This window comes from Flavobacterium sp. ASW18X (assembly GCF_005144745.1).
Lineage (GTDB): Bacteria > Bacteroidota > Bacteroidia > Flavobacteriales > Flavobacteriaceae > Croceivirga.
Genome location: NZ_SWKK01000001.1, coordinates 85,569 through 106,445 on the forward strand (window position 1 = coordinate 85,569; position 20,877 = coordinate 106,445).

Consider the following 20,877-nt stretch of genomic DNA (forward strand, 5'->3'; position numbering starts at 1 on the left):
CTTATTTTTTAGCTACTTCGGTTGTATTTTTAACTCGGATTTCTTGATTATCTCTAACACTTCTTGCGCCTTCAGAAATGATTTGGTCACCTTTACTTAGACCAGAAAGTACTTCTATATAATCGCCTTGAGTTTTACCTGTTTCTATCACCTTTCTATGGGCTAAATAAGTGTCTCCGTTTGCGCTTTTACTCGCCAAATACACGTATTGGTCTCCATCTGCATTTTCAGAAACAATAGACTGAGGGATTAGGAGGGCCTCTGAATTAGTATAGTCGTTAATTTTTACTTGTGCCGTTAGGTTGGGCTTTATGTTCCCATCTTTATTTGGGACAGGGATTTCTACGCTGAAGGCGCGGTTCCCTGGGTTAATAAAATTACCTGTTTGGCGCACTTTAGAGTTTATGCTACTCCCCAATACAGGAATATAAACTTCTACACTTTTGCCTGGTGTTACATTAGGTAGATGACTTTCTGGAACTTCTACCGTTACATACATTTGGTTAAGGTTAACTATTCTAAAAACCTCTGCGCCAGGTCCTGGTGCTACAACAGTACCTTGGTCTTTTATAATAGCATCTATAATACCACTGAATGGGGCTCTAATACTAGATTTACCTAATTGGCTCTCCATTTGTTTAACAGCGCTTGTTTGTGCTTCGTACTGAGTTTTAGCTTGTAGGTATTGTATTTCTGAACCTATGTTTTGCTCCCAAAGTCTTTTTTGACGTTCAAAAGTGGTTTTTGCTAGTGCAACTTGGGTACGCATTTGCTCTAGTTGACTAGACATGCCTCCGTCATCTATTGATGCTAAAAGTTGCCCTTTGGTTACTTTTTGGCCCTCTTTTACATAGATTTTGTACAACGTGCCCGCCATTTCTGGGTAGATTAACACATTTTGGTCTGTCATGATATCGCCTTGCAACTCCAAATAATGGTTAAATTCTTGCGGTGCAATTGTAAGTGTGCTAACCAAAGGAAATTTACGATCTGGGTCTTTAGAAACTATGGCAGAATCCAAGGCTTTAATTTGGCTTTCCAATGCTTTTAATTCTTTGTCTAGTTCTTCTCTTTTTTTGTTCATTGCAGAAACGTCGTTGCCAGAAACCAAACTTTCTACAGAGGCTGTTTTGCTATCAGAACCACAGGAAACGGCTAAGATGGCAAGTGTTAGTATCGTTATTGTTTTTTTCATTTTGATTGATTTTTTTAGTTGTTATTCAAAACCGTCTCCAATTCGGTTTTCTGGTTAATGACATCTACCATGGATTGCAGATACTCTTGTTGTGAACTGTATAGCTGTGTTTGTGCTTCTCTAAGTTCAAAGCTGGTTGCAATTCCTTCATCATATTTAATTTGATTTTTCCTTTCTATACGTTCTGCAAGCGCTAAATTGTCTTTGGAAGTTTGGTACTCATCAATGGCCAGGGTGTAGTTGCTTTTAGCGCGTTCCCATTGCAGTTGAAGCATTTGTTCTGTCTCTTGCATTTGTGTTTTAGCTTTATCTAGCGCTATTCTTGCGCGTTGAGTGCTGGCAGAGCGTTTAAAGGAACTAAAAATTGGGATGTTCATTTCTATTCCTAAAACAGAACTATCGAACCACTCTTGGTCTCCGTTAAAGAAGGTAAACTCATTGCTAAAAGCAGAAGTTCCATAATTTACAAAACCACTAAGAGTAGGTAAAGCTTTACTTTTGGCTAATTTGAGCTCTAATTGGCGTTGCTCATTTAAATTAGTCATCAGCTTGTAATCTACATTGTTGCTAAGACTAAACGGTGTTTCTAGTAGTTTAAAATCTATCTGTTCTTCTGTTAATTCATCCAAATTTTCTTCAAGAATAGTTGGCGTTTCAATCGGTAGTCCAATGATTAGATTAAACATCTGTAGGGTTATTTCCTTTAGACGGATGGCGTTTTTAAGCTGACTGTTAATAGAGGCTAGAGTAATTTTTAGTTGATCCAGATTTTCTTCTTCCGTTAATCCGTTTTCTAAAATTTTCTCTGTCTCATAAACATTTTTTTCTAAGTTACTTTTGTTCTTTTCTAGAATAGCCACACTTTCTTGAGCCAATAAAACATTGCCATAGGCTTCTACTACCGACTTTTTCACCTCCAAATCGGACTTTTCTTTGGTGTTTTGAGTGTAGTCTACAAAGGTTTTTGCCGCTTGTACTCCCACAATATAGCTGCCATCAAAAATAAGCTGGGTAAGCGTAGCAGTAGCAGACGCACTTTGCTTAGTGCTAAAAACAACCTCTTCAAAAGTGCCTGGCTCTCCGCCAAAAAACTCCGCAGGTATTACAGAAACTGGTTGTTTTAATTGATTTTGATAAGACACATTACCATTTATCTGGGGTAGTCCGGTAGCAATGGTTTCCCATTTTTGTTTTTGAGCATCTACCATATCCCGATTAGAATTAATAGCCGTGTAATTGTTTTCTAATGCATATGCTACGGCCTCTTGTAGCGTAAAGCTTGTTGGCACCTCTTCTTGTGCTAGTGTTACCCAAGAAAAGAGTAGAATTGGTATGTAAAAGATTTTTTGCATTTATTGTTGATTTGAGTTGATGATTTCATTTAAAATTTTACGGCCTTCTGGCGTCACAATTCCTCTTAAGTGGTACTCTAGATAGTCGTCCATAAGGTTGGCCATGGTAAAGTGTGTAGACGGAAAATAAGATTCGTCTTTTAAGTTAGAGACACCTACAAAGTAAATGCGAGAAATAAAATCGGGGTTAAGGTTTTTTCTATAGATACCCTCTTTAATTCCTGTCTCTATATTTTCTTTAATGCAACCTTGGGTTATTTCAAACTGTTTTCGCTTTATATTTTCAAACAGCTTAGGATAGTATTTTTGCAGTTGATAAATAGGCGATGATTTTTCATTTTTTAATCGCAATAGCAACAGTTGTTTAATTTCATACAATTCTTGGATAGGATTTTTTTTTAGACTTACGATGTAATCAATCCCTTCCGTAATTTCTTGGAACATTTTAGACGTTACCTCCTCTACTAGCATGGTCTTGTTTTTAAAGTGCGAGTAGATGGTTTTTTTAGAAATCCCCATTTCTTGGGCCAAATCGTCCATGGTAACACTTTTAAAACCAAGGGTTAAAAAAAGGTCCGTTGCTCTATTTAAAATTTTTTCTTTCATATTTAGGCGGCAAAATTAATACGGAAACTTTAAAAACAAAAAAAGTTTCCGTCGTTTTTACCTTTTTTTAACTTAGAATTTAGGATTTCGTATTTTCTGGGTCTATCGAAATGCTTTTCGGTAAAGAATTGTAATGTTTTTCTTTTGATTTAGGAATGTTGTAAAAGCCTAAAAATCTAAAAATCTTGGGTTTAGGATTGTTTTTGTTCATTTTCATGATGTCGTTTTTTGTGATTTTCTATATATCGCTTAAAGGCGGCCTCGCCCTCTACAGTCCAAAATTCGTCGTACAATTTCCAATCAGAGAAATCATTACGCATATCGCACTTCATCTTCCATTTCTTCTTGTTTTTCTTTCCTTTTTTAGGTTTACAAGCCCCTTCACCGCCAAAACCGAAAATTATTTTGGCTAAGACAAAGAGACCAAGTGCTTGCCAATAGGTAAGGGTAGACCAGCCCCATAGTTCTGGAGTAAGCCAGTTCCATAAACGCATGAGCACATAAATGGCCAAGCCAAAAACTATAGCGCCAAAAACTATAGCGGCAATCACTTTAAACACTTTTTTTGCGTAGTGCTCGGCAGACTTTTCTAACTGTTTTTCTTTGTAATTATTCATAGGTTTTACTTTATTTTTTGTTCAACTGTTTGTGTAAATGAGAAAGTGCGCGGTGTCTTCTAGACATTAGGGTTCCTTGTGCAATCCCTGTCTGTGTTGCAATCTCCCGGTAAGAGTATCCTTCAAAATCTACCGCAATAATAATGTCTCTGTAAACAGGCTTAAGTTGTACTAAGGCATCTTTAAGGGTCTGTTCCAATTCTGGTCGCTGACTTTCTGGTTCATCGCTATAAAAAAGAGCGCTAAATTCTTCCCATAATTCTGCTACACGGTCTTCATCGTATTGTTTTTCTTTACGAGTACGTAATACATCTATTATCTTATTACGGATGGCATTGTACACATAAGCGGCAATATTATTTATAGGGACCGCATCTTCTGCTCTAGAAAGTACTTTTAAGGCCACCTCTTGCAGAATATCTTCTGCGTTGCTATCTGCAGTATCGTCTATTTTAGAGCGTACATACCCTTTAAGGGAATGGTACTCCTCTTTAAAAAATTGACTTAGGTTATTGTTAGTAGTGGTTTTCACAAGCTGGTTTACAGTGCTTTCTATTTATAAAGACGAAAGATTTTATTTCTATTGCATCTTTTTTTGATATATCTGACGAGTACAATCCGTTTTTGTTAATCTTTTTGGATGTATTTTTGAGCAAAATCCCATTTTATGCACAGCTTGGATGCCTACAGGGCAGCATTCTTATCGTATTTAGAAGAACATGAAATTACCAAAGAACCCAAACAGTTATATGAGCCCGTTAACTACATCTTACAATTGGGAGGTAAGCGAATGCGTCCAATCCTGGCACTTATGGGGTGCGAGTTATTTGGGGTAGATTTTAATAAAGCATTACCCGCAGCAATGGCCGTAGAGGTTTTTCATAACTTTTCTCTGGTACATGATGATATTATGGACGATGCTCCGCTGCGAAGAGGAAAAACCACAGTACACGAAAAATGGGATGTCAATACCGGAATTCTTTCTGGTGATGCTATGCTTATTAATGCGTACCAACACTTGGCACAGTATGATGGAGATACCTTAAAAAAACTATTGGTATTATTTAACACCACAGCTTTAGAAGTATGTGAAGGTCAACAATACGACGTGGATTTTGAAGTTAGAGACGATGTTACTTTACAGGAGTACTTGCAAATGATTGCCTATAAAACATCCGTTTTGGTAGCAGCAGCATTACAGATGGGTGCCATTGTGGCCGAAGCTACTATGGAAGACCAAGAAGCTATTTATGCTTTTGGTAAAAATTTAGGAATCGCTTTTCAACTGCAAGATGATTATTTAGATGCTTTCGGTGACCCAGAAACATTTGGAAAACAAGTTGGTGGGGATATTATAGAAAATAAAAAGACCTTCTTGTATATCACTGCTATGCAAAAAGCAAAGGAAGCAGACCAAACTACTTTACAGCATCTCTTTAGTATACAACCAGCAGATCCTACTAGTAAAATAACGGCAGTTAAACAAATATTTGAGCACAGTGGTGCCGTTGCAGCCATTTTAGAAGAGGTGGAAAAATATACCCAATTGGCCTTTAACCAGCTTAAAGCTCTAAATGTGCCTGAAAATAGAAAAGATGCATTGCTTGCCTTTGGTAAAAGTTTGATGACTAGAAAGGTGTAGATTACCTTGTTCTGTTTGGTTTATTATTTAGATTAAAATCCTGATTTTACCCTTTTTAGTAAGGCTTGTATAAAAGGTTTTTTGGGGCATGCCCAAATAAGTTGCAGGTCTTCCCAAAGGTTAGTTTCCTCGTCTAAAAATTTCAAGATTAGTTTTGCTGGTCTTTTTTGAAACATTTGACTAAAGATGGGGCTGCCTAGGTTATTTTTTTGGTCTAAAATATCTAACAACAACACATCATAAAACCAGAATTTTTTATGGGGTTTTAAGTGATGTAAAGGTTTTTCGGACTTTAGTAAGTTTACCAACTTAGTAACTTGTTTTTTACTGTTGTAAAAGGTATAACCGGTACTGGGTTTGGCCCATCCGCCAGCAATTCCGATTTTTAGGTAACGCCCAGTATTTTCTTTATGGAACGGGTGGCATGTCATAGGTATATTGCCTTTTTCTTTGGCAATAACCTTATAATAAGTAACACCCAATTTAGAAAGGTAATTTGTTATTGCTGATTCGTATTCGTCTGTAGCTAAGGGAGTAGCAGAGAATAGGGTATACTCCACTAAAGCTTCGTTTTCTGCAAACGGAAGCACATACATAAACCTAGTATTCTCTTTTTGAGGTACGCTAAAATCCATAAAGGTAGCTGTATCTGAGCCAAACACAGCTTGGTCTGTCTTAATATGCCAACCTATAAAGTGTTGTTGTAAGACAGGGAATTTACTTCGCGAAAGCAAATCCTTATAGTTAAATCTACTATCAAAAATTTTGTCCGCTCTAATGGTTTGGGTTTGGTTGGCTAGTTTAATTTGATTGTCTACAATTGCTGTGACAGTACCCTGCAGAAACTCTATATTTTCTTTTGCCTTGAGCTTGGGAATTAATTTATTGTAAAAATCAATACCCCTAATCATTTTGTAGTAGTATGGGCTAATATTTTCTTTAGTATTGAACGTAGTATTCTTAAAGCGAATATTTGACCATTTTTTATACGTGTAAGCATCTAAATCACTCTGGTCTTTTTCCCAAAAGCACCAGGTTCTATCGTTTTCTGTTTTGGCACTTTTATCGATAACAAGAATGGAGCTAGCATTAAAAAATGAATCTTCGGCTAATGCTTTTAGCAAAAGAAGACCAGCAGCTCCTGCGCCAACAATTACGTAGTTATAATGCATGTGCTAAAGGTACAAAAGCAACACCTACTTTTTAGAGCGGACCATGGACACCCAAATACCAATACCTAAGGCAATTGCAATTACGGTGAGGGAAATCCATTCTGGAATCTTAATCCAATTGGCTAGCATTAACTTAAAAGCTACAAAAATAAGGATAGCAAATACGCTATATTTTAAATAATGGAAACGCTCTAGCATGTTCGCTAAGAAAAAGTATAGCGACCGTAGGCCCATAATAGCAAAAATGTTAGAGCTAAAAATTAGGTATGGGTCTGTGGTTATGGCTAAAATAGCTGGGATGCTATCTAGAGCAAAAAGTAAATCTGTGAATTCTATGGTGATTAAAGCTCCAAATAGCGCGGTAAATACTTTTTTGCCATTTATGGTAGTACGAAATTTATCACCATCTAATTGGTCAGAAATATTAAAGAATTTGGCTATGCCTTTGTTTTTTTGGCTTGGTTCATCTTCCTTATCATTTTTCTTAAACATGGTAATAGCTGTGTACAACAAAAACAAACCAAAAATAATGGTGATGTTATGGAACTTATGAATAAGTAACAAGCCAAAACCAATAAGAAGCGCCCTGAAAATAATAGCGCCTAAAATTCCTAAGAACAAGAGTTTGTGTTGGTATTTTAAAGGAATGTTATAACCAGTAAATATGATGGCAATTACAAATAAGTTGTCTACACTTAAAGACAGTTCTATTAAGTAGCCAGAAATATATTTGAAAACAGCCTCTGTAGCGGGTATTTCTGTAGGATTGGCGACCATACCATTTGTATAAAAATAGTAGACAGCGCCAGTAAAAAGTAAGGCATTGGTAACAAAGAAAACAGTCTCCCAAAGTGCTTTTTTATTGGTAACAACTTCATTCTTTTTATGCAAGACAAAAAAGTCTATAAACAGTAATAATAGCACATGACCAATAAGAATAATCCAAGGCAGATTGCTTTCCATAGCGCATAATATATTTGCTCAAATGTACTGGGTTTGCGCCAAAAGGATTAACTCTTTTACACTTTTATTTTAGTGAAATTGAAGGCAAGCATAGTGGCCTTTTTTACTGCAATTCAGGGTCTATCTATTATTGTTAGGCTTATTTAATTTAGAATAGATAGTAATTTTTGGGGAGATAGATATTCAAAATATCGTTGTGTAATATTAAAATCTTTATCTAAAATAATCGTGGCAGGCAAGGAAAAAGGCGTCTCAGGTCTCGACGCTAATACTAAGGCAAGTTCATGTGTGGGGTTTCTATGCGTTTCCAATTGTTTATTGGTAAATAGTTCTCCTCTGAATGCTATTGCTTCCTTACTTTCTGCATTCATCTTTACGGCATAAAAGTCACTATTAAGTTTAGCGATAACCTCTTTGTCTTTAAATGCTGCGGCATCCATTTTTTTACAGTACGCACACCAATCAGCGTAGAAGTTGATAAATACTTTTTTTTGTTTTACTGCCAAAGAATCTTCTAACTGCTCAAAACTTAGCCAGTTTATGGTGGATTTTTGTGCGTTTACAGTGGAGTTAACAAGTGCTACTAATGCCAAAATTAGTAACGTTTTAAAGGGTTTAATTGTAGGTGTTGATGCCATTATTAATGTAGTTTGCCAATTTTAAGGCCAAAGAATAGGGCTCTTGGCGCATCTGGTCCATAGATGTAATCAGAATCACGAGTTGCACCACTGTCAAAATCATTTTGGTAGCTGTTAAAAATGTTGGTTACACCACCAGAAATGGTAATCATAAAAGATTCACTAAAATCAAAATGCGTTTCTAATTTTAGGTTCATATCAAAAAAATCACCAGATTCCCTAAGTTGTAAAAAGCCAGTATCGCTAATTACTCTAGGGACGGTCATATTACCTGTATACGTACTGGTAACATCAACATTAAAATGTTTGTTAGGTAGCCAAGTTCCATTTATGTAACCGTAAAAATTAGGAACACGTACAAACTCGTTTACAGTAATATTAGTTTCACCAGGGATGCCATCAGTTTCAAACAACAATTGTGTTTCATCGTATTTTGTACGCTGTAACGTTCCCCCTGCCTGAAATTGCCATTTAGGATTGGGAGAAACTCCTATTTCAAAATTAGAACCGTAAACTGTTGCACCTTTCCCATTTCTTACTTCTTCTAAGATAGAGCCGTTTTCTAAAACTGCACCAGTACTAACCAAAGTAAATGGGTCTTGTATATTGGTGTAAAATCCTTCTAATAAAACGTCTAACTGTACTAATTTTTTTGTTTTAGCATAGTTTAAGGATGCTGTTAAAGCGTTAGAGAATTCAGTCTTTAAATTTTCTGATAGTATTACAAACTGTTGTTCTCCGCCCACACTAGAAATGTGTAAATCTTCATTAAAAGCTTGTGGAGCGCGGAATCCACGAGCGTACCCTCCTCTAAACTTTAAATCATCTGTAATTAAATAAGATAACGTTAATCTAGGAGAAAATGCAGTTTGGTTAAGGTCTACTGTTCTAGCAATAGTGCCAATAGCATAATTGCCATCTACAGATACGTGGTCTAGACGGCCCCCTAATAGTGTGGTAAATCTCTGGGTAGGCTTCCATTCGTACTGAGCGTAGGTACCTAGACTGTTTACACTTTGGTCTATTAACCGATTGTAGCCTGCAATATTATCTTCGGTATTACTGTAAGTATATTCTACCCCGCCGGTAAGAACATCATTGTTTTTAAAAGCTTTAGTTAATTGCAAACCATTTACCCAAGCTAAATCTTTAGTGTCCCCAAATGCATTGTTAGCTGCGATACTATCGGCTCTAGTCCGCTCTCCTCCTAAACCACCATAATAACTATCTCTAGCAGTGTAAGAAGCAGAGGTATAAAGTTGACTGTTAAGTGTGCCATCCTTACTACGAATATCATAGTCCAATCCGCCAATAAAAGTATCGTGGTCTAACTGCTCGGTTATATCTGTAAATTGAGGCGCTAAGTCTAAACGGTCTCCACCTCTACGTTGTTCACGTATTGCATTTAAGTTTAAAGATAAACGGCTTTTGTCTGTAGGCTTAAAAAAAGCTTTAGCTCCTAAGGTATTATTGCGTAATTCTACTATTTCTGTGAAGCCATCTCCATTTGCATCATATGAGTCTCTGTTACGGTACATGCCAAAAAGCGTTATGCCACTTTTTAAATCATCCGCAACAATAGAACTATTGAAATTTACAACACGGTCTAAAGCTTCGCCATCTATAATAGCTAGGTTGCTGCCAACTTCCCATAAGTTTAATATAGGGTCCTTGGTAATTATATTCACGGTTCCTGCTATGGCATTAGAGCCAAAAAGTGCAGAGCCACCACTACGGATTACTTCTACGCGCTCAATACTATTTGTAGGTATCTGTTCTAAACCATAAACCCCCAATAGAGAGGAGAATATAGGTCTACTATTTAAAAGAATTTGTGTGTAAGCACCATCTAAACCATTTAGTCGTACTTGTGTAAACCCACAGTTTTGGCAGTTTGTTTCTACTCGTACGCCTGGCGCAAAATTTAAGCCCTCTGCAACGGATATAGATTGCGTTGCAGTGAGCAGTCTTGGTTTTAAAGAAGAAACAACAACAGGCGCACTTTTACGTTCCACTCGGTTTCTAGTAGCACTTATGACAACCTCATCCAAGCCTAAAACATCTTCAATCAAATTAAAGTCAAGTTGGTTGTTTTTGGTACTGCTGATATCAACCTTCTTTTCCAAACTTCTAAAACCCTGACTTTGTACAGTAATGGTAGTAATGCCTTGTGGCAGCTTCAAAGTATATGTTCCGTTTTCATCAGAAGTTGTGCCCAGCGTTGTTCCTTTTACAAAAATACTAGCAAACGCAACGGGTTTTTTTTGACTTGTAACAGTACCACTTACCAGTTGATCTTGAGCGGTTAAATAGGTAAATAGTAAACAAAAATGTACTATAAAAAAGGTTTTCATTAAAAAGAGGTCTCAAAATTAAATTGCAGTCTAAAACTGTTAAGTGGTAAAAAGATTAACGTAACATGAAATTTAGTTATCATGTAAATTAAATTTAGACAAAGCTAAAAATTGATTTTGATAAATAAAAATGTATTTTTGAAAAAAGCTTTTAAGAGCGTGACAAAATCTGAAGAGAATTACATTAAAGCAATTTATCATTTGGGTGGACATAGAAGTCAACTCATTACGACCAATGCCATTGCAGAAGAGATGGATACGAAACCCTCTTCTGTAACGGATATGGCTAAAAAATTAGCAGATAAAGGCCTGGTAGATTATATAAAATATAGGGGTATTTCTCTTACAGAGAAAGGAACAAAAACGGCTTTATCCATCATAAGAAAGCACCGACTTTGGGAGGTTTTTTTGGTAAAGAAATTAGATTTTTCTTGGGATGAGGTTCATGAAGTTGCGGAACAGTTAGAACATATTAAGAGCGAAAAACTAATAGATAAAATTGACGAACTATTAGATTTTCCAAAGTTTGACCCACATGGAGATCCTATACCTTCTAAAGAGGGTGAGTTTTTTGAGCGCGATAAACAATTACTAAGTGAGGTTAGTAAGGGTCAAAGGGGGATTTGTGTGGGAGTAAAAGATACTTCTTCTGCTTTTTTAAAGTTTTTAGATAAGAACAAAATAGCGTTAGGAAATCATATAGAAATTTTAGAAAAAGAAGATTTTGATAATTCACTTTTGGTTAAAATCGAAACAAAAGAAATTCATATTTCTAATATGATAGCTAGTAATTTATACATAAAAATAAACACTTAGATGGAACAGGTAATTGCTTATTTTGAAACCATAGATCCCATTTTGGCCGCTTTGTATGCAACTTTATTTACTTGGGGCCTAACTGCTGCTGGTGCAGGATTAGTTTTTTTATTTAAAAGTCCTAATAGAGCTTTAATGGATGGTATGTTAGGTTTTACTGGGGGGGTCATGGTGGCAGCAAGTTTTTGGAGTTTACTGGCGCCAGGCATAGAAATGAGTCCGGGGGAAGGTTTTGTTAAAGTGATTCCCGCCGCGGTAGGCTTTTTATTAGGTGCTGGTTTTATTTTTGGGTTAGATAAAATCTTACCCCATTTGCATATAAATTTTAAAGTAGATGAAGCCGAAGGTATTAAGACCCCTTGGCACCGAACTGTACTTTTAGTTTTAGCTATTACCCTGCATAATATACCAGAAGGTTTGGCTGTGGGTGTACTATTTGGAGGGGTAGCTTCTGGTTTTGAGGGTGCTACTATTGGTGGGGCGGTTGCTTTAGCTCTTGGTATTGGCTTGCAAAATTTTCCAGAAGGGTTTGCCGTGGCAGTACCAATGCGCAGACATGGCTTAAGCCGCAGAAAAAGCTTTATGTACGGGCAGGCTTCTGCTATTGTAGAACCTATCGCTGGGGTTTTAGGCGCTTGGGCGGTTTTGACTTTTGAGCCTATTTTACCTTATGCATTAGCATTTGCTGCAGGAGCCATGATTTTTGTGGTAGTAGAAGAAGTAATACCTGAAACTCAGCAAGATAAGTATACAGACATAGCAACGATGGGCTTTATAGGCGGATTTATCATCATGATGACCTTAGATGTAGGGCTAGGATAGGTGTAAAAACAATTTGTTTTATTGTTTTACACATTTATTTAGCTTCCTAGCCGTTGAGAATGTTTAGTTTTAAGGATATATCAATGCTTTTTTACGATATAACCACAGACCAAAAACTAAACCATGCAAGCAACAATACAGGTTAAGGATAAAAGTGAGCGTAATACACATTTAAAAATTGCACCGTTCGATGTACGTAAAAGATATACCAAACCCCATAGGCATAACAAATATCTAGAGCTGGTATACTTTTCGGATGCGCAAGGAGTGCACCATGTAGATTTTAAAGCATACCCAATTACATCTCCCGTAGTTTTTGTAATTACCCAAGACCAAGTGCATCATTGGGAAATCACTACGGAACCTAAAGGGTTTGTTCTAATTATTAAAGCTTCTTTTTTAGACTTTAGTACAGATCAAGAATTGGCTATTTTGTTGCGTAGTATTTTTGATAAGCCAATGATTAACTTATCCAGAGAAGAAAATATTGGTACGCTTTTTAGTTTATTGGAGAAAGAATATGCAAAAGGTGTAGCGGGGAATACTATGGTTTTTGAAGGTTTATTAAAGGCATTATTTGCAAGCATAAAAGAAGAAGCAGAAAAAGACGGCCAAAAGGTACACAGTAAAGGCGCACAATTGGTGGCCTTATTACAAGAGCGTTTAGTAAATAGTGTGGCCTATTACGCAGGAGTGTTACATACCTCTCCAGAGAATCTTAATGCCATCTGCAAAAAGGAATTTGATAAAACCGCATCTCTTGTTATTGCAGAGGCTATAATTAAAGAAGCAAAAAGAAGGCTATGCTATACAGACGCTTCGATTGCGCGGTTGGCTTATTCTTTTGAATTTAACGATGCTTCTAACTTTGTAAAATACTTTAAAAGGCATACAGGCTTAACCCCTTTACAATACCGTAAAACGGCAAGAATACCATAATTTATAGAATGCTACCATTTGTCTGTTATTATTAAGCGTAATTTTGACACTTTATAATTAATTGACCATGTTAAAACAGACCAAACTTCTACTATTTCTATACGTAATACTTTCTTATGGATATTTATCAGCTCAGGTTAAAGGTTACATAAAAGACGCACAAGACCAAAGTGCATTAGAATATGCCACTGTAGCCTTATACAGTGTAGATAGTACCTTGGTATCTGGAGTAGTTACGGATGAAAATGGCTATTTTTTTATAGAACATCCTAATGATGGTGATTATTATCTAGATGCTTCTTTTATTGGTTACCAAAGCAAAAAATTTTCACCAATACAGGTCAGGAGTGCTAGGGCTTTAGATGTAGGAACTATTTTCTTAAATTCTGGGCAAATGGCGCTGCAAGAGGTAGTAGTACAAACTGAACGAAATACGGTCAATAACCGTATTGATAAACAAGTTTTTGAGACTAAAAAATTTCGGAATGCTTTAGGAGGTAGTGCCGCAGCTATTTTAAAAAACTTACCATCAGTATCTGTAAATGGACTTGGAGAGATAAGTGTGCGTGGAACTACGGGTTTTGTCGTTTTGTTAAATGGACAACCCGTTCAAGGCAATGCTGCTACTTTACTAAACCAACTACCTGCAAATGCAGTAGAGCAGATTGAAGTAATTACTGCACCTTCTGCTAAATATGATCCAGAAGGTAAGGCTGGTATTTTAAATATTATTACTAAAAAGGGTAGCAACCTGGGAGATTTTGCTCAGATTAATATTAAAGGAGGTTTCCCTTCTATAGAAAATTACGGGAACGCAGAAGATGCACATCGTTATGGTATAGATGCAACCTATAATATACAAAGAGAAAAGTGGAATGTTTCGCTTGGTGCCAACTATCAACGTCATGATTTGGCGGGTAGAAGAGAAGGCGATGTATATACCATTCTTAATGAAACTAGAACGCAATTTCCATCTGATGGAGAGCGTAGTTTTGATGAAGAAAACTATTCTGGAAGATTTACCGTGGATTTTACTCCAGATACTATAAATACGTTTTCTGTAGGTTTCTATGCTGGGAAAAGGTCTAAAGACCGGACTGCAGATATTGTATATTTTGATAATCACGCAATTTCCACAGCAGAGGGCGGTACAAGAAACTATACTTTTCAATATTTTAATAAGAACCTTAGGATTAGAAAAAGTGATTTTGTTTTAGGTAGTATGGATTATACCCATCAATTTAAAAACACTTCAAAATTAGCTGCTTCTTTTTTATATGAATATACATTACTTGGAGGGCCTACAACCAATAGAAATTTAGGATATCCAGACACAACAATTCTTTATCAAGATGAATACAATACCAATGACAACCCCTTAAATGGATATCGTTTTCAATTGGATTACGCTCTAAATCCATGGGGTTTTGGTCAATTAGAACTGGGTTATCAATACCGAATGCTTGATCATAAAGGAGATTTTATTTATGAGCGACGAACAGAACCAACAGCTTCTTTTGAGCTGGTTCCAGAATTTTCTAGTGAAGTGGACTTAAAACGTACCATACATGCGGGTTACTTACAATTTACCGGACAAAGAGCACAATGGGAATATGCAGTAGGTGTCCGTATAGAAACTATGGATAGGAGGTTCGATTTACGTGATAAATTAGGGGTGATAGATACTACATATACCTACGATTTTGTAAAACCTTTTCCTTCCGCATCTTTGCAATACACTTTTAAAAACAGGATAAAGGTAAAGGCTGCCTATAGCAAGCGTATAGAACGCACTACTACGTTTAAGATGAATCCTTTTCCAGAAAGAGAACATTCAGAAACCTTAGAGCAAGGGGACCCAACGTTGACACCTGAATTTATAGATTTGGTAGAATTAGGAGTGTCTAAAAACTTAGGCAAAGGCAATTCTATTTTTGCAACGAGCTATTATAGAAAGGTAAAAAATGTGGTAAACCGGGTAAACACCATTTATAATGATACTATCTTGAACCGAATCTATTCTAATGTTGGGGACGCTCGCTCTCTTGGGTTAGAGCTAGGAGCGCAAATAAAACCTACGGAAAAGTGGAGCAATTTTATAGGGTTTAATATTTATGACCACCAGATAAACGGTAGTTTTGACGGTGAAAAAATAGCAACTAATAGTACCGTTTTTAGTCTAAATACCAATAGTACGTATGCCTTTACAGATACCGCATCTTTACAATTCACGTTTAATTATTTATCAGCAAAGAATACAGCTCAGGGAGAAGATTCAGAGTTTTTTGCCCCCAACCTATCTTTTAGAAAATCGTTTTTAGACAATCGTTTAGTTGCAACATTGCAATGGCAAAATATAGATTTGGGATTGCTAAATACTAACGAACAAAGGATTACAACCTTTAGGCCTGGTGCCTTTTTTACCACTACCAACTATGTTTATGAGGTAGATATGGTGTTTTTAAACCTCTCTTATTCTTTTAACAAACGTAAAAATAAATCGCGTTTCATAGAGAGTGAGTTTGGTAAACGGGAGTTTTAGGTAATACAACTCACTATTTCTTAGTATTACTTGTGGCGTTTTGCGTAACTCCCTAAAGTTTAATGAATTTTACCTTAAGATAATTTGTGGTCTAAAATTTGCATTTATCTTTGAAAGCTGAATTTATGAAAGATATGCTACACAGAGGTTTTATTTTTTCAGTATTGATGGGGGTCTTCTTCCTCACTTGTTCTCAAACCACTCAAGAGTTTGAAGAGACAGTAATGATACCTACTGAAGAAGCGCCTTTGAGTGCTACCTATTATAAGGATGAAATGCGAGCCTTTGTTATAGAGATATCCCGTTACGCAAAAGAAAAAAATCCAGAATTCAGCATAATTCCACAAAATGGTATAGAATTAGTAACCTTAGATGGTGCAGAAGAGGGTGTATTAGCTGTAGACTATTTAAATGCTATAGACGGTCACGGGCAGGAATCATTATGGTACGGAGATCCAAGGGATAACTCGGAAACAGGTAATAGCAGAACAAGGTATTTACTAAGTTATCTAGAAAAATCTCAGGCAGAAGGTAATGCCATATTGGTAACCGATTACTGCCGTACGACCAATAAGATAACTACAAGCATAAATAATGCAAAAGAGAAAGGATTCACTCATTTTGTAGCTACTGAAAGAGAATTAAATGTAATACCTACAGAAGCTTACGATATACCAAATGAGAATGCCAATGATATTGTGAAATTAACAGATGCTAAAAATCATCTCTTCTTCTTAAACTATTCTGCATATCCATCTAAAACTGCTTTGTTAGGGGCATTACAAGCTACTAATTATGACGTTTTAATTATAGATGTTTTTTTTGCTACAGAGCAGCAATTCACTGTAGAGGACATCACCGCTTTAAAAACCAAAGCTAATGGGGGTAAAAGAAAGGTGATTGCCTATATGTCTATTGGCGAAGCAGAAGATTATCGCTTTTACTGGGACAACAATTGGGACTTTGAGCCCCCGGTGTGGTTATCTGAAGAAAATCCTGATTGGCCAGGTAATTTTAAAGTAAAATATTGGGAGCAAGATTGGCAAAACACTATTATTTACAATCAAAACTCCTATTTAAATTTAATACTGTCATCGCAGTTTGACGGTGTTTATTTGGATATTATCGATGCATTTGAATTCTTTGAGGATTAGCGTTTTTCCTACAAATTAGCCCCCCATTTGCTTTTTATAGATGTAATGTGCTTATAAACTTAAAATTTTGTTGATCCTGATTAGCAAAGTGATTTTTGTATAAGCGTTAACTATTAACTAAAAGTTTCCTTTGAGCAATAATAAGAACATACTTCTTGTTACAGAAGGTACGTACCCATACAAAGGCGGCGGAGTCTCTACGTGGGCACATTACCTTACCCAAAATATTAAGGATTTTGATTTTAGCCTGTATGCGCTTACCGCAGATGTGGAATATAAACCTATATATGATTTAGGAACCTCGGTTAAAGAAATAGTGCAAATCCCTGTTTGGTCTCCAGAAGAACCGTATGACTGTGTAGATTATAATGAAGAATATAAAACCATTCTTATGCGTAGGGAGATGACCACCTATGAGAATGTTCAAAATTTATTTGTACCCCATTTTAAACTCTTTCTAGAAAATACGTTTAAGGACGCTCCACAAACGGATGCAGATTTAGAAGCGATTAAAAAGGCATTCATAAAAATGTGGCAATTTTTTAATAATTACGATTACAAATCTACTTTAAGAAGTGAGTCTGTTTGGAACAGTTTTAATCATTGTATTTCAAAAATTTGGCCACAGAAAGAATTTAAGGAGGCAACTTTGCAAGATATGAGTATGGGTATCCGATTAATTTATCGGTTTTTAATTCCATTAGCCATAGATCCCCCAAAGTCAGATATTACCCATTTAACCATTGCGGGGACTGGAATTATACCAGCGCTTAAGAATAAAGAAAAATATGGCGCTAAAACAATGTTAACCGAACATGGTGTTTTTATTAGAGAGCGCATGTTAGCAATAAGTAAGACCGCTTATTCTCCTTTTTTAAAAAGACTATTAATTGTTTTTTCTGAAATGTTAACTCGGTTAACCTATAGAGAGTGCGACCGTATATTAACAGTGAGTAAATTTAATATAGAATGGGCACTACGTTATGGAGCAAAGAAAGAAAAAGTAAATGTGGTTTATAATGGGGTAGAGTCGGCTAAGTTTATTCCTGCAAAAATTACCATTAAAAAAGACCGGCCAACAGTTGTGGCTGCCGCTAGGATTTTCGATTTAAAAGATATCATTACGATGATTAAGGTTTGTGCAGAAGTGCGCAAATCTATTCCAAATGTGCTTTTTCTGGTGTATGGTAATAAAGATGCTGTTCCGGAATATACAGAACAATGCGAAAATTTAATCTCAGAGTTAGCATTAGAAGACCATTTTAAACTTGCTGGTTTTCATAATAAACCGCAAGAATTGTTTTTAGAGGGTGATATCTCTATTCTCACCTCTATTTCTGAAGGGTTCCCTTATACTGTTATAGAATCTATGAGTTGTAGCATACCTGTAGTAGCTACGGATGTTGGTGGTGTTACAGAAGCGCTAACAGAAGAATGTGGGTTTGTTTGCAAGCCTAGAGACTTTATTGCTATTGCGGATAAAGTTGTAGCGATATTGAAAGATGATATACTTCGTAAAAAAATGGGAGAGGCAGCTAGAAAAAGAGTTTTAGAACTTTTTACTATAGAACAATTTATTGCATTGTTTGAAAAAGAATATCAAGCTTTGGTAACGCCAGTATCTCAATTAAAAAAAGAATCACTAAAGCAGATTCAGATAGCTTAATGGATACAGTAGATAGGTACAATGAACTAAGTGCAAAAGTAATTGCACAAGTGGGCAAACCCCAAGGGTTATTGGTGGTGTACGCAGCATTAGAATCTTTTGGTATTCGCAACCAAGATACCAAAGAAGATTACGGGTTTGCATCTTTACAAGATTTGGCAGCTGCTATTTACAATCAAATTGTAGCCATGCCTGCGGAAGACGTTAAAAATACGGTAGAAAAAAAAGAACAATCAACGCAAGCCTACCTGCCAGTTAATGAGTATTCTAAGGTGAAATTGAACTGGTTTGCTAAGTATTATGGGCTGGGTTTGTTTTATTTGCTACCTATCTTTATACAAGTATTTGCCATTATTTACTTTAATTATTCGCTTTGGACCTACCTTAAATTTAATATTGTACAATCTACCGCAGTGGTCCTTGGAGTCATCTTTGGATTTGTAATATCTGGTGGTTTTGTGCAACTTATGGGAAGACAAGCCTTTTTCTATTGGGAGCATAAAAAATATGCTAAGACCAGGCATCTCATTTATTCCTATACGCAAGCAGGAATAAAATTGTTTTTGGTAGCAGTGCTACTCCTGTTTCTAATTAATTTTTTGCTTCACTGGTTTCCGTTGCCATTTATGTTTGTTTTGTGTGGTTATACCTTTATGTTAGCTACATTATTACTAACTATAGCACCTTTCTATCCCCTTAAAAAGAGATGGGCGGTCACCATTACTATAACATTAGCAACGGTAATAGCTTTGGTCTTGCACGAGGGTTTTAAGATGCATGTTTATGTAAGTCATTTTTTGGGACTGGCTGCAGCAATCACCTTTAACCTAGCATTTACTTGGTATTTTTTTAGACAAAAAATAGGTGCGGATAAAAAAGAATACGAGCGTCCATCTAAAATAAAAGTGTTTTACAATAACTACCCATACTTTTTTTACGGAATGCTTTTATATGTGTTTGTTTTTATGGATCGTATAATTGCTTGGTCTGCCAATTGGACAAATAATTTTAAGTTCCCTTTGCTTTATGAAAAAAATTATGAGATAGGTATGGATTTAGCTATTCTTATGTTTTTTGCGCTTGTAGGTGTTGGAGAATATGCCATTGCAGAATTTAGTAGAAAATTGGACCAGAATCAGAAAGGCTTAGCTTCTACAGATGGTAAGGCATTTGGTAATCATTTTAAAAAATTATACCGTAGCCATATCTTAATTCTTTGGATTACCGCAATAATTTCAAGTGTTCTTATCTACATTTTGGTAACCGAACCTTGGGGTTATATTGCCAAGTTTGGAGAGGAGTTGGCAACTACAAGCATGCATGTTTCTATTGCCGGTGCATTAGGCTATATTTTCTTGAGCTGGGGTATGCTCAATGTACTTTATATGTTTACACTCAATGTTGTAAGGCCTAGTTTGCGTGCTCTAGCAATTGCGATAGTTGTTAATTTTTGTTGTGGATTTCTTTTAAGTAGAGCGTTTACGCATGATTTAAGCGTATATGGTATGTTGCTAGGGGCGATTGTATTTACCATACTTACCTATAAACACTTGCATAATTTTTTTAACCGTTTAGACTTTCACTACAGTGCTGCTTATTAAAAAAAATATTGTGATGATAAGCTTTTTGAGTATGGCTAGCCTTTGGACTACAAAAACCAATGCGCAGCAAGATTTTGTGGTAAGTTATGCTAAGGTGAACCCAGAGGCATTACCAGAAAATATAAAGTTATTGATTGTAGAAGGGAGTTTATACAATGTAGAAGAGGTTAAAGCACTAAAGGCAAAGTGCAATTTAGTGCTGGCATACATTAGTTTCACAGAAATAAGTAAGGACGATTCGAGTTATGATTTATTTGCTCCCTATACAATTGGGGAGAATGAAACTTGGGGAAGTTGCTATATTAATCTTAAAGACAGAACAGCTTTAGGTCTTATGAAAAAACGGGCCTTGTCTCTTTTGCAAAAAGGGTTTGATGGTTTGTTTTTAGATACTATGGATAATGTTGGTGCTTGGGGAAATGTGCCAGAATTAAAAGGTGAGGTACTGCACTTAATCCAAACCATTAATGAGGAGGAGAAACCCAAAGTATGGGTGCAAAATGGGGGCTTGGATGTATTGCCACAAACACATCAACTTATAACTACGGTATTGGTAGAATCGGTTGCTACGGATTACGACTTTAATAAAAAAGTATACCGATTAAGAGGCCAACAAGACTTTAACCAAAGAAAACAGCAACTATTAAAAGCCAAAAAAGAATTTAAAATAGAGATTTTGGTGGTAGAGTATGCTTTAAAAGAAGCATTGAAACAACAAATCAAAGAGCGGTTAAGTGGGCTGCCATTGTCTTACTATGTAAGCAATATTGCCTTAAATCAGTATAAATATTAAGCATA

Annotated in this window: 18 protein-coding genes; 9 read left to right on the plus strand and 9 right to left on the minus strand. The window is 36.1% G+C overall.

Features of this window, described 5'->3' with window-relative positions:
• Position 1: 1 nt before the first annotated feature.
• The 5 genes from FBT53_RS00370 to FBT53_RS00390 all read right to left on the minus strand — a co-directional run bounded on the left by FBT53_RS00370 (position 2) and on the right by FBT53_RS00390 (position 4,302).
• A complete protein-coding gene (locus FBT53_RS00370; protein ID WP_136949187.1) occupies positions 2-1,195 on the minus strand; it encodes an efflux RND transporter periplasmic adaptor subunit in 1,194 nt (397 codons plus the stop codon).
• Between the two features lie 14 nt (positions 1,196-1,209).
• Positions 1,210-2,547 (minus strand): TolC family protein, encoded by a 1,338-nt coding sequence (locus FBT53_RS00375; protein WP_136949188.1) that lies wholly within the window; start codon positions 2,545-2,547, stop codon positions 1,210-1,212.
• Positions 2,548-3,153, minus strand: coding sequence for a TetR/AcrR family transcriptional regulator (locus FBT53_RS00380; RefSeq protein ID WP_136949189.1), 606 nt, complete (start codon positions 3,151-3,153; stop codon positions 2,548-2,550).
• 191 nt (positions 3,154-3,344) lie between these two features.
• Positions 3,345-3,770 (minus strand): hypothetical protein, encoded by a 426-nt coding sequence (locus tag FBT53_RS00385; protein ID WP_136949190.1) that lies wholly within the window; start codon positions 3,768-3,770, stop codon positions 3,345-3,347.
• 10 nt (positions 3,771-3,780) lie between these two features.
• Positions 3,781-4,302, minus strand: a complete 522-nt coding sequence (locus FBT53_RS00390; RefSeq protein ID WP_136949191.1) for an RNA polymerase sigma factor — start codon at positions 4,300-4,302, stop codon at positions 3,781-3,783.
• 135 nt (positions 4,303-4,437) lie between these two features.
• On the opposite strand from FBT53_RS00390, the gene FBT53_RS00395 reads away from it, so the two are divergent.
• Entirely contained in the window at positions 4,438-5,412 is a 975-nt protein-coding gene (locus FBT53_RS00395; RefSeq protein ID WP_136949192.1) for a polyprenyl synthetase family protein, read from the plus strand.
• A gap of 32 nt (positions 5,413-5,444) precedes the next feature.
• Here the strand turns inward: FBT53_RS00395 and FBT53_RS00400 are convergent, their stop codons facing one another.
• From FBT53_RS00400 to FBT53_RS00415, 4 genes are all read right to left on the minus strand, one after another.
• Complete coding sequence (locus FBT53_RS00400; protein ID WP_136949193.1) at positions 5,445-6,584, minus strand: lycopene cyclase family protein; 1,140 nt, start codon at positions 6,582-6,584, stop codon at positions 5,445-5,447.
• Between the two features lie 24 nt (positions 6,585-6,608).
• Positions 6,609-7,547 (minus strand): TerC/Alx family metal homeostasis membrane protein, encoded by a 939-nt coding sequence (locus tag FBT53_RS00405; RefSeq protein WP_136949194.1) that lies wholly within the window; start codon positions 7,545-7,547, stop codon positions 6,609-6,611.
• 143 nt (positions 7,548-7,690) lie between these two features.
• Positions 7,691-8,140: a thioredoxin fold domain-containing protein gene (locus FBT53_RS00410; protein WP_240729723.1), complete on the minus strand. Its 450-nt coding sequence runs from the start codon at positions 8,138-8,140 to the stop codon at positions 7,691-7,693.
• Between the two features lie 47 nt (positions 8,141-8,187).
• Complete coding sequence (locus FBT53_RS00415) at positions 8,188-10,539, minus strand: TonB-dependent receptor (protein ID WP_136949196.1); 2,352 nt, start codon at positions 10,537-10,539, stop codon at positions 8,188-8,190.
• A 159-nt stretch (positions 10,540-10,698) separates the two neighbouring features.
• On the opposite strand from FBT53_RS00415, the gene FBT53_RS00420 reads away from it, so the two are divergent.
• The 8 genes from FBT53_RS00420 (at position 10,699) to FBT53_RS00455 (ending at position 20,872) form a co-directional block, all read left to right on the plus strand.
• A complete protein-coding gene (locus FBT53_RS00420) occupies positions 10,699-11,355 on the plus strand; it encodes a metal-dependent transcriptional regulator (RefSeq protein ID WP_136949231.1) in 657 nt (218 codons plus the stop codon).
• Positions 11,356-12,177, plus strand: a complete 822-nt coding sequence (locus FBT53_RS00425; RefSeq protein ID WP_136949197.1) for a ZIP family metal transporter — start codon at positions 11,356-11,358, stop codon at positions 12,175-12,177.
• 123 nt (positions 12,178-12,300) lie between these two features.
• Complete coding sequence (locus tag FBT53_RS00430) at positions 12,301-13,116, plus strand: AraC family transcriptional regulator (protein ID WP_136949198.1); 816 nt, start codon at positions 12,301-12,303, stop codon at positions 13,114-13,116.
• Between the two features lie 67 nt (positions 13,117-13,183).
• Entirely contained in the window at positions 13,184-15,658 is a 2,475-nt protein-coding gene (locus tag FBT53_RS00435; RefSeq protein WP_136949199.1) for a TonB-dependent receptor domain-containing protein, read from the plus strand.
• 125 nt (positions 15,659-15,783) lie between these two features.
• Positions 15,784-16,812 (plus strand): endo alpha-1,4 polygalactosaminidase, encoded by a 1,029-nt coding sequence (locus tag FBT53_RS00440; RefSeq protein ID WP_240729724.1) that lies wholly within the window; start codon positions 15,784-15,786, stop codon positions 16,810-16,812.
• 130 nt (positions 16,813-16,942) lie between these two features.
• On the plus strand, positions 16,943-18,478 hold the full coding sequence (gene pelF, locus FBT53_RS00445) for a GT4 family glycosyltransferase PelF (protein ID WP_136949200.1): 1,536 nt from the start codon (positions 16,943-16,945) through the stop codon (positions 18,476-18,478).
• Positions 18,478-20,079 carry a hypothetical protein gene (locus FBT53_RS00450; protein ID WP_136949201.1) on the plus strand — a complete coding sequence of 534 codons (1,602 nt, stop codon included), beginning with the start codon at positions 18,478-18,480 and terminating at the stop codon, positions 20,077-20,079. The genes pelF and FBT53_RS00450 overlap by 1 nt, the downstream gene beginning before the upstream one ends.
• Positions 20,080-20,092: 13 nt before the next feature.
• Positions 20,093-20,872, plus strand: a complete 780-nt coding sequence (locus tag FBT53_RS00455) for an endo alpha-1,4 polygalactosaminidase (RefSeq protein WP_136949202.1) — start codon at positions 20,093-20,095, stop codon at positions 20,870-20,872.
• Positions 20,873-20,877: the final 5 nt, after the last annotated feature.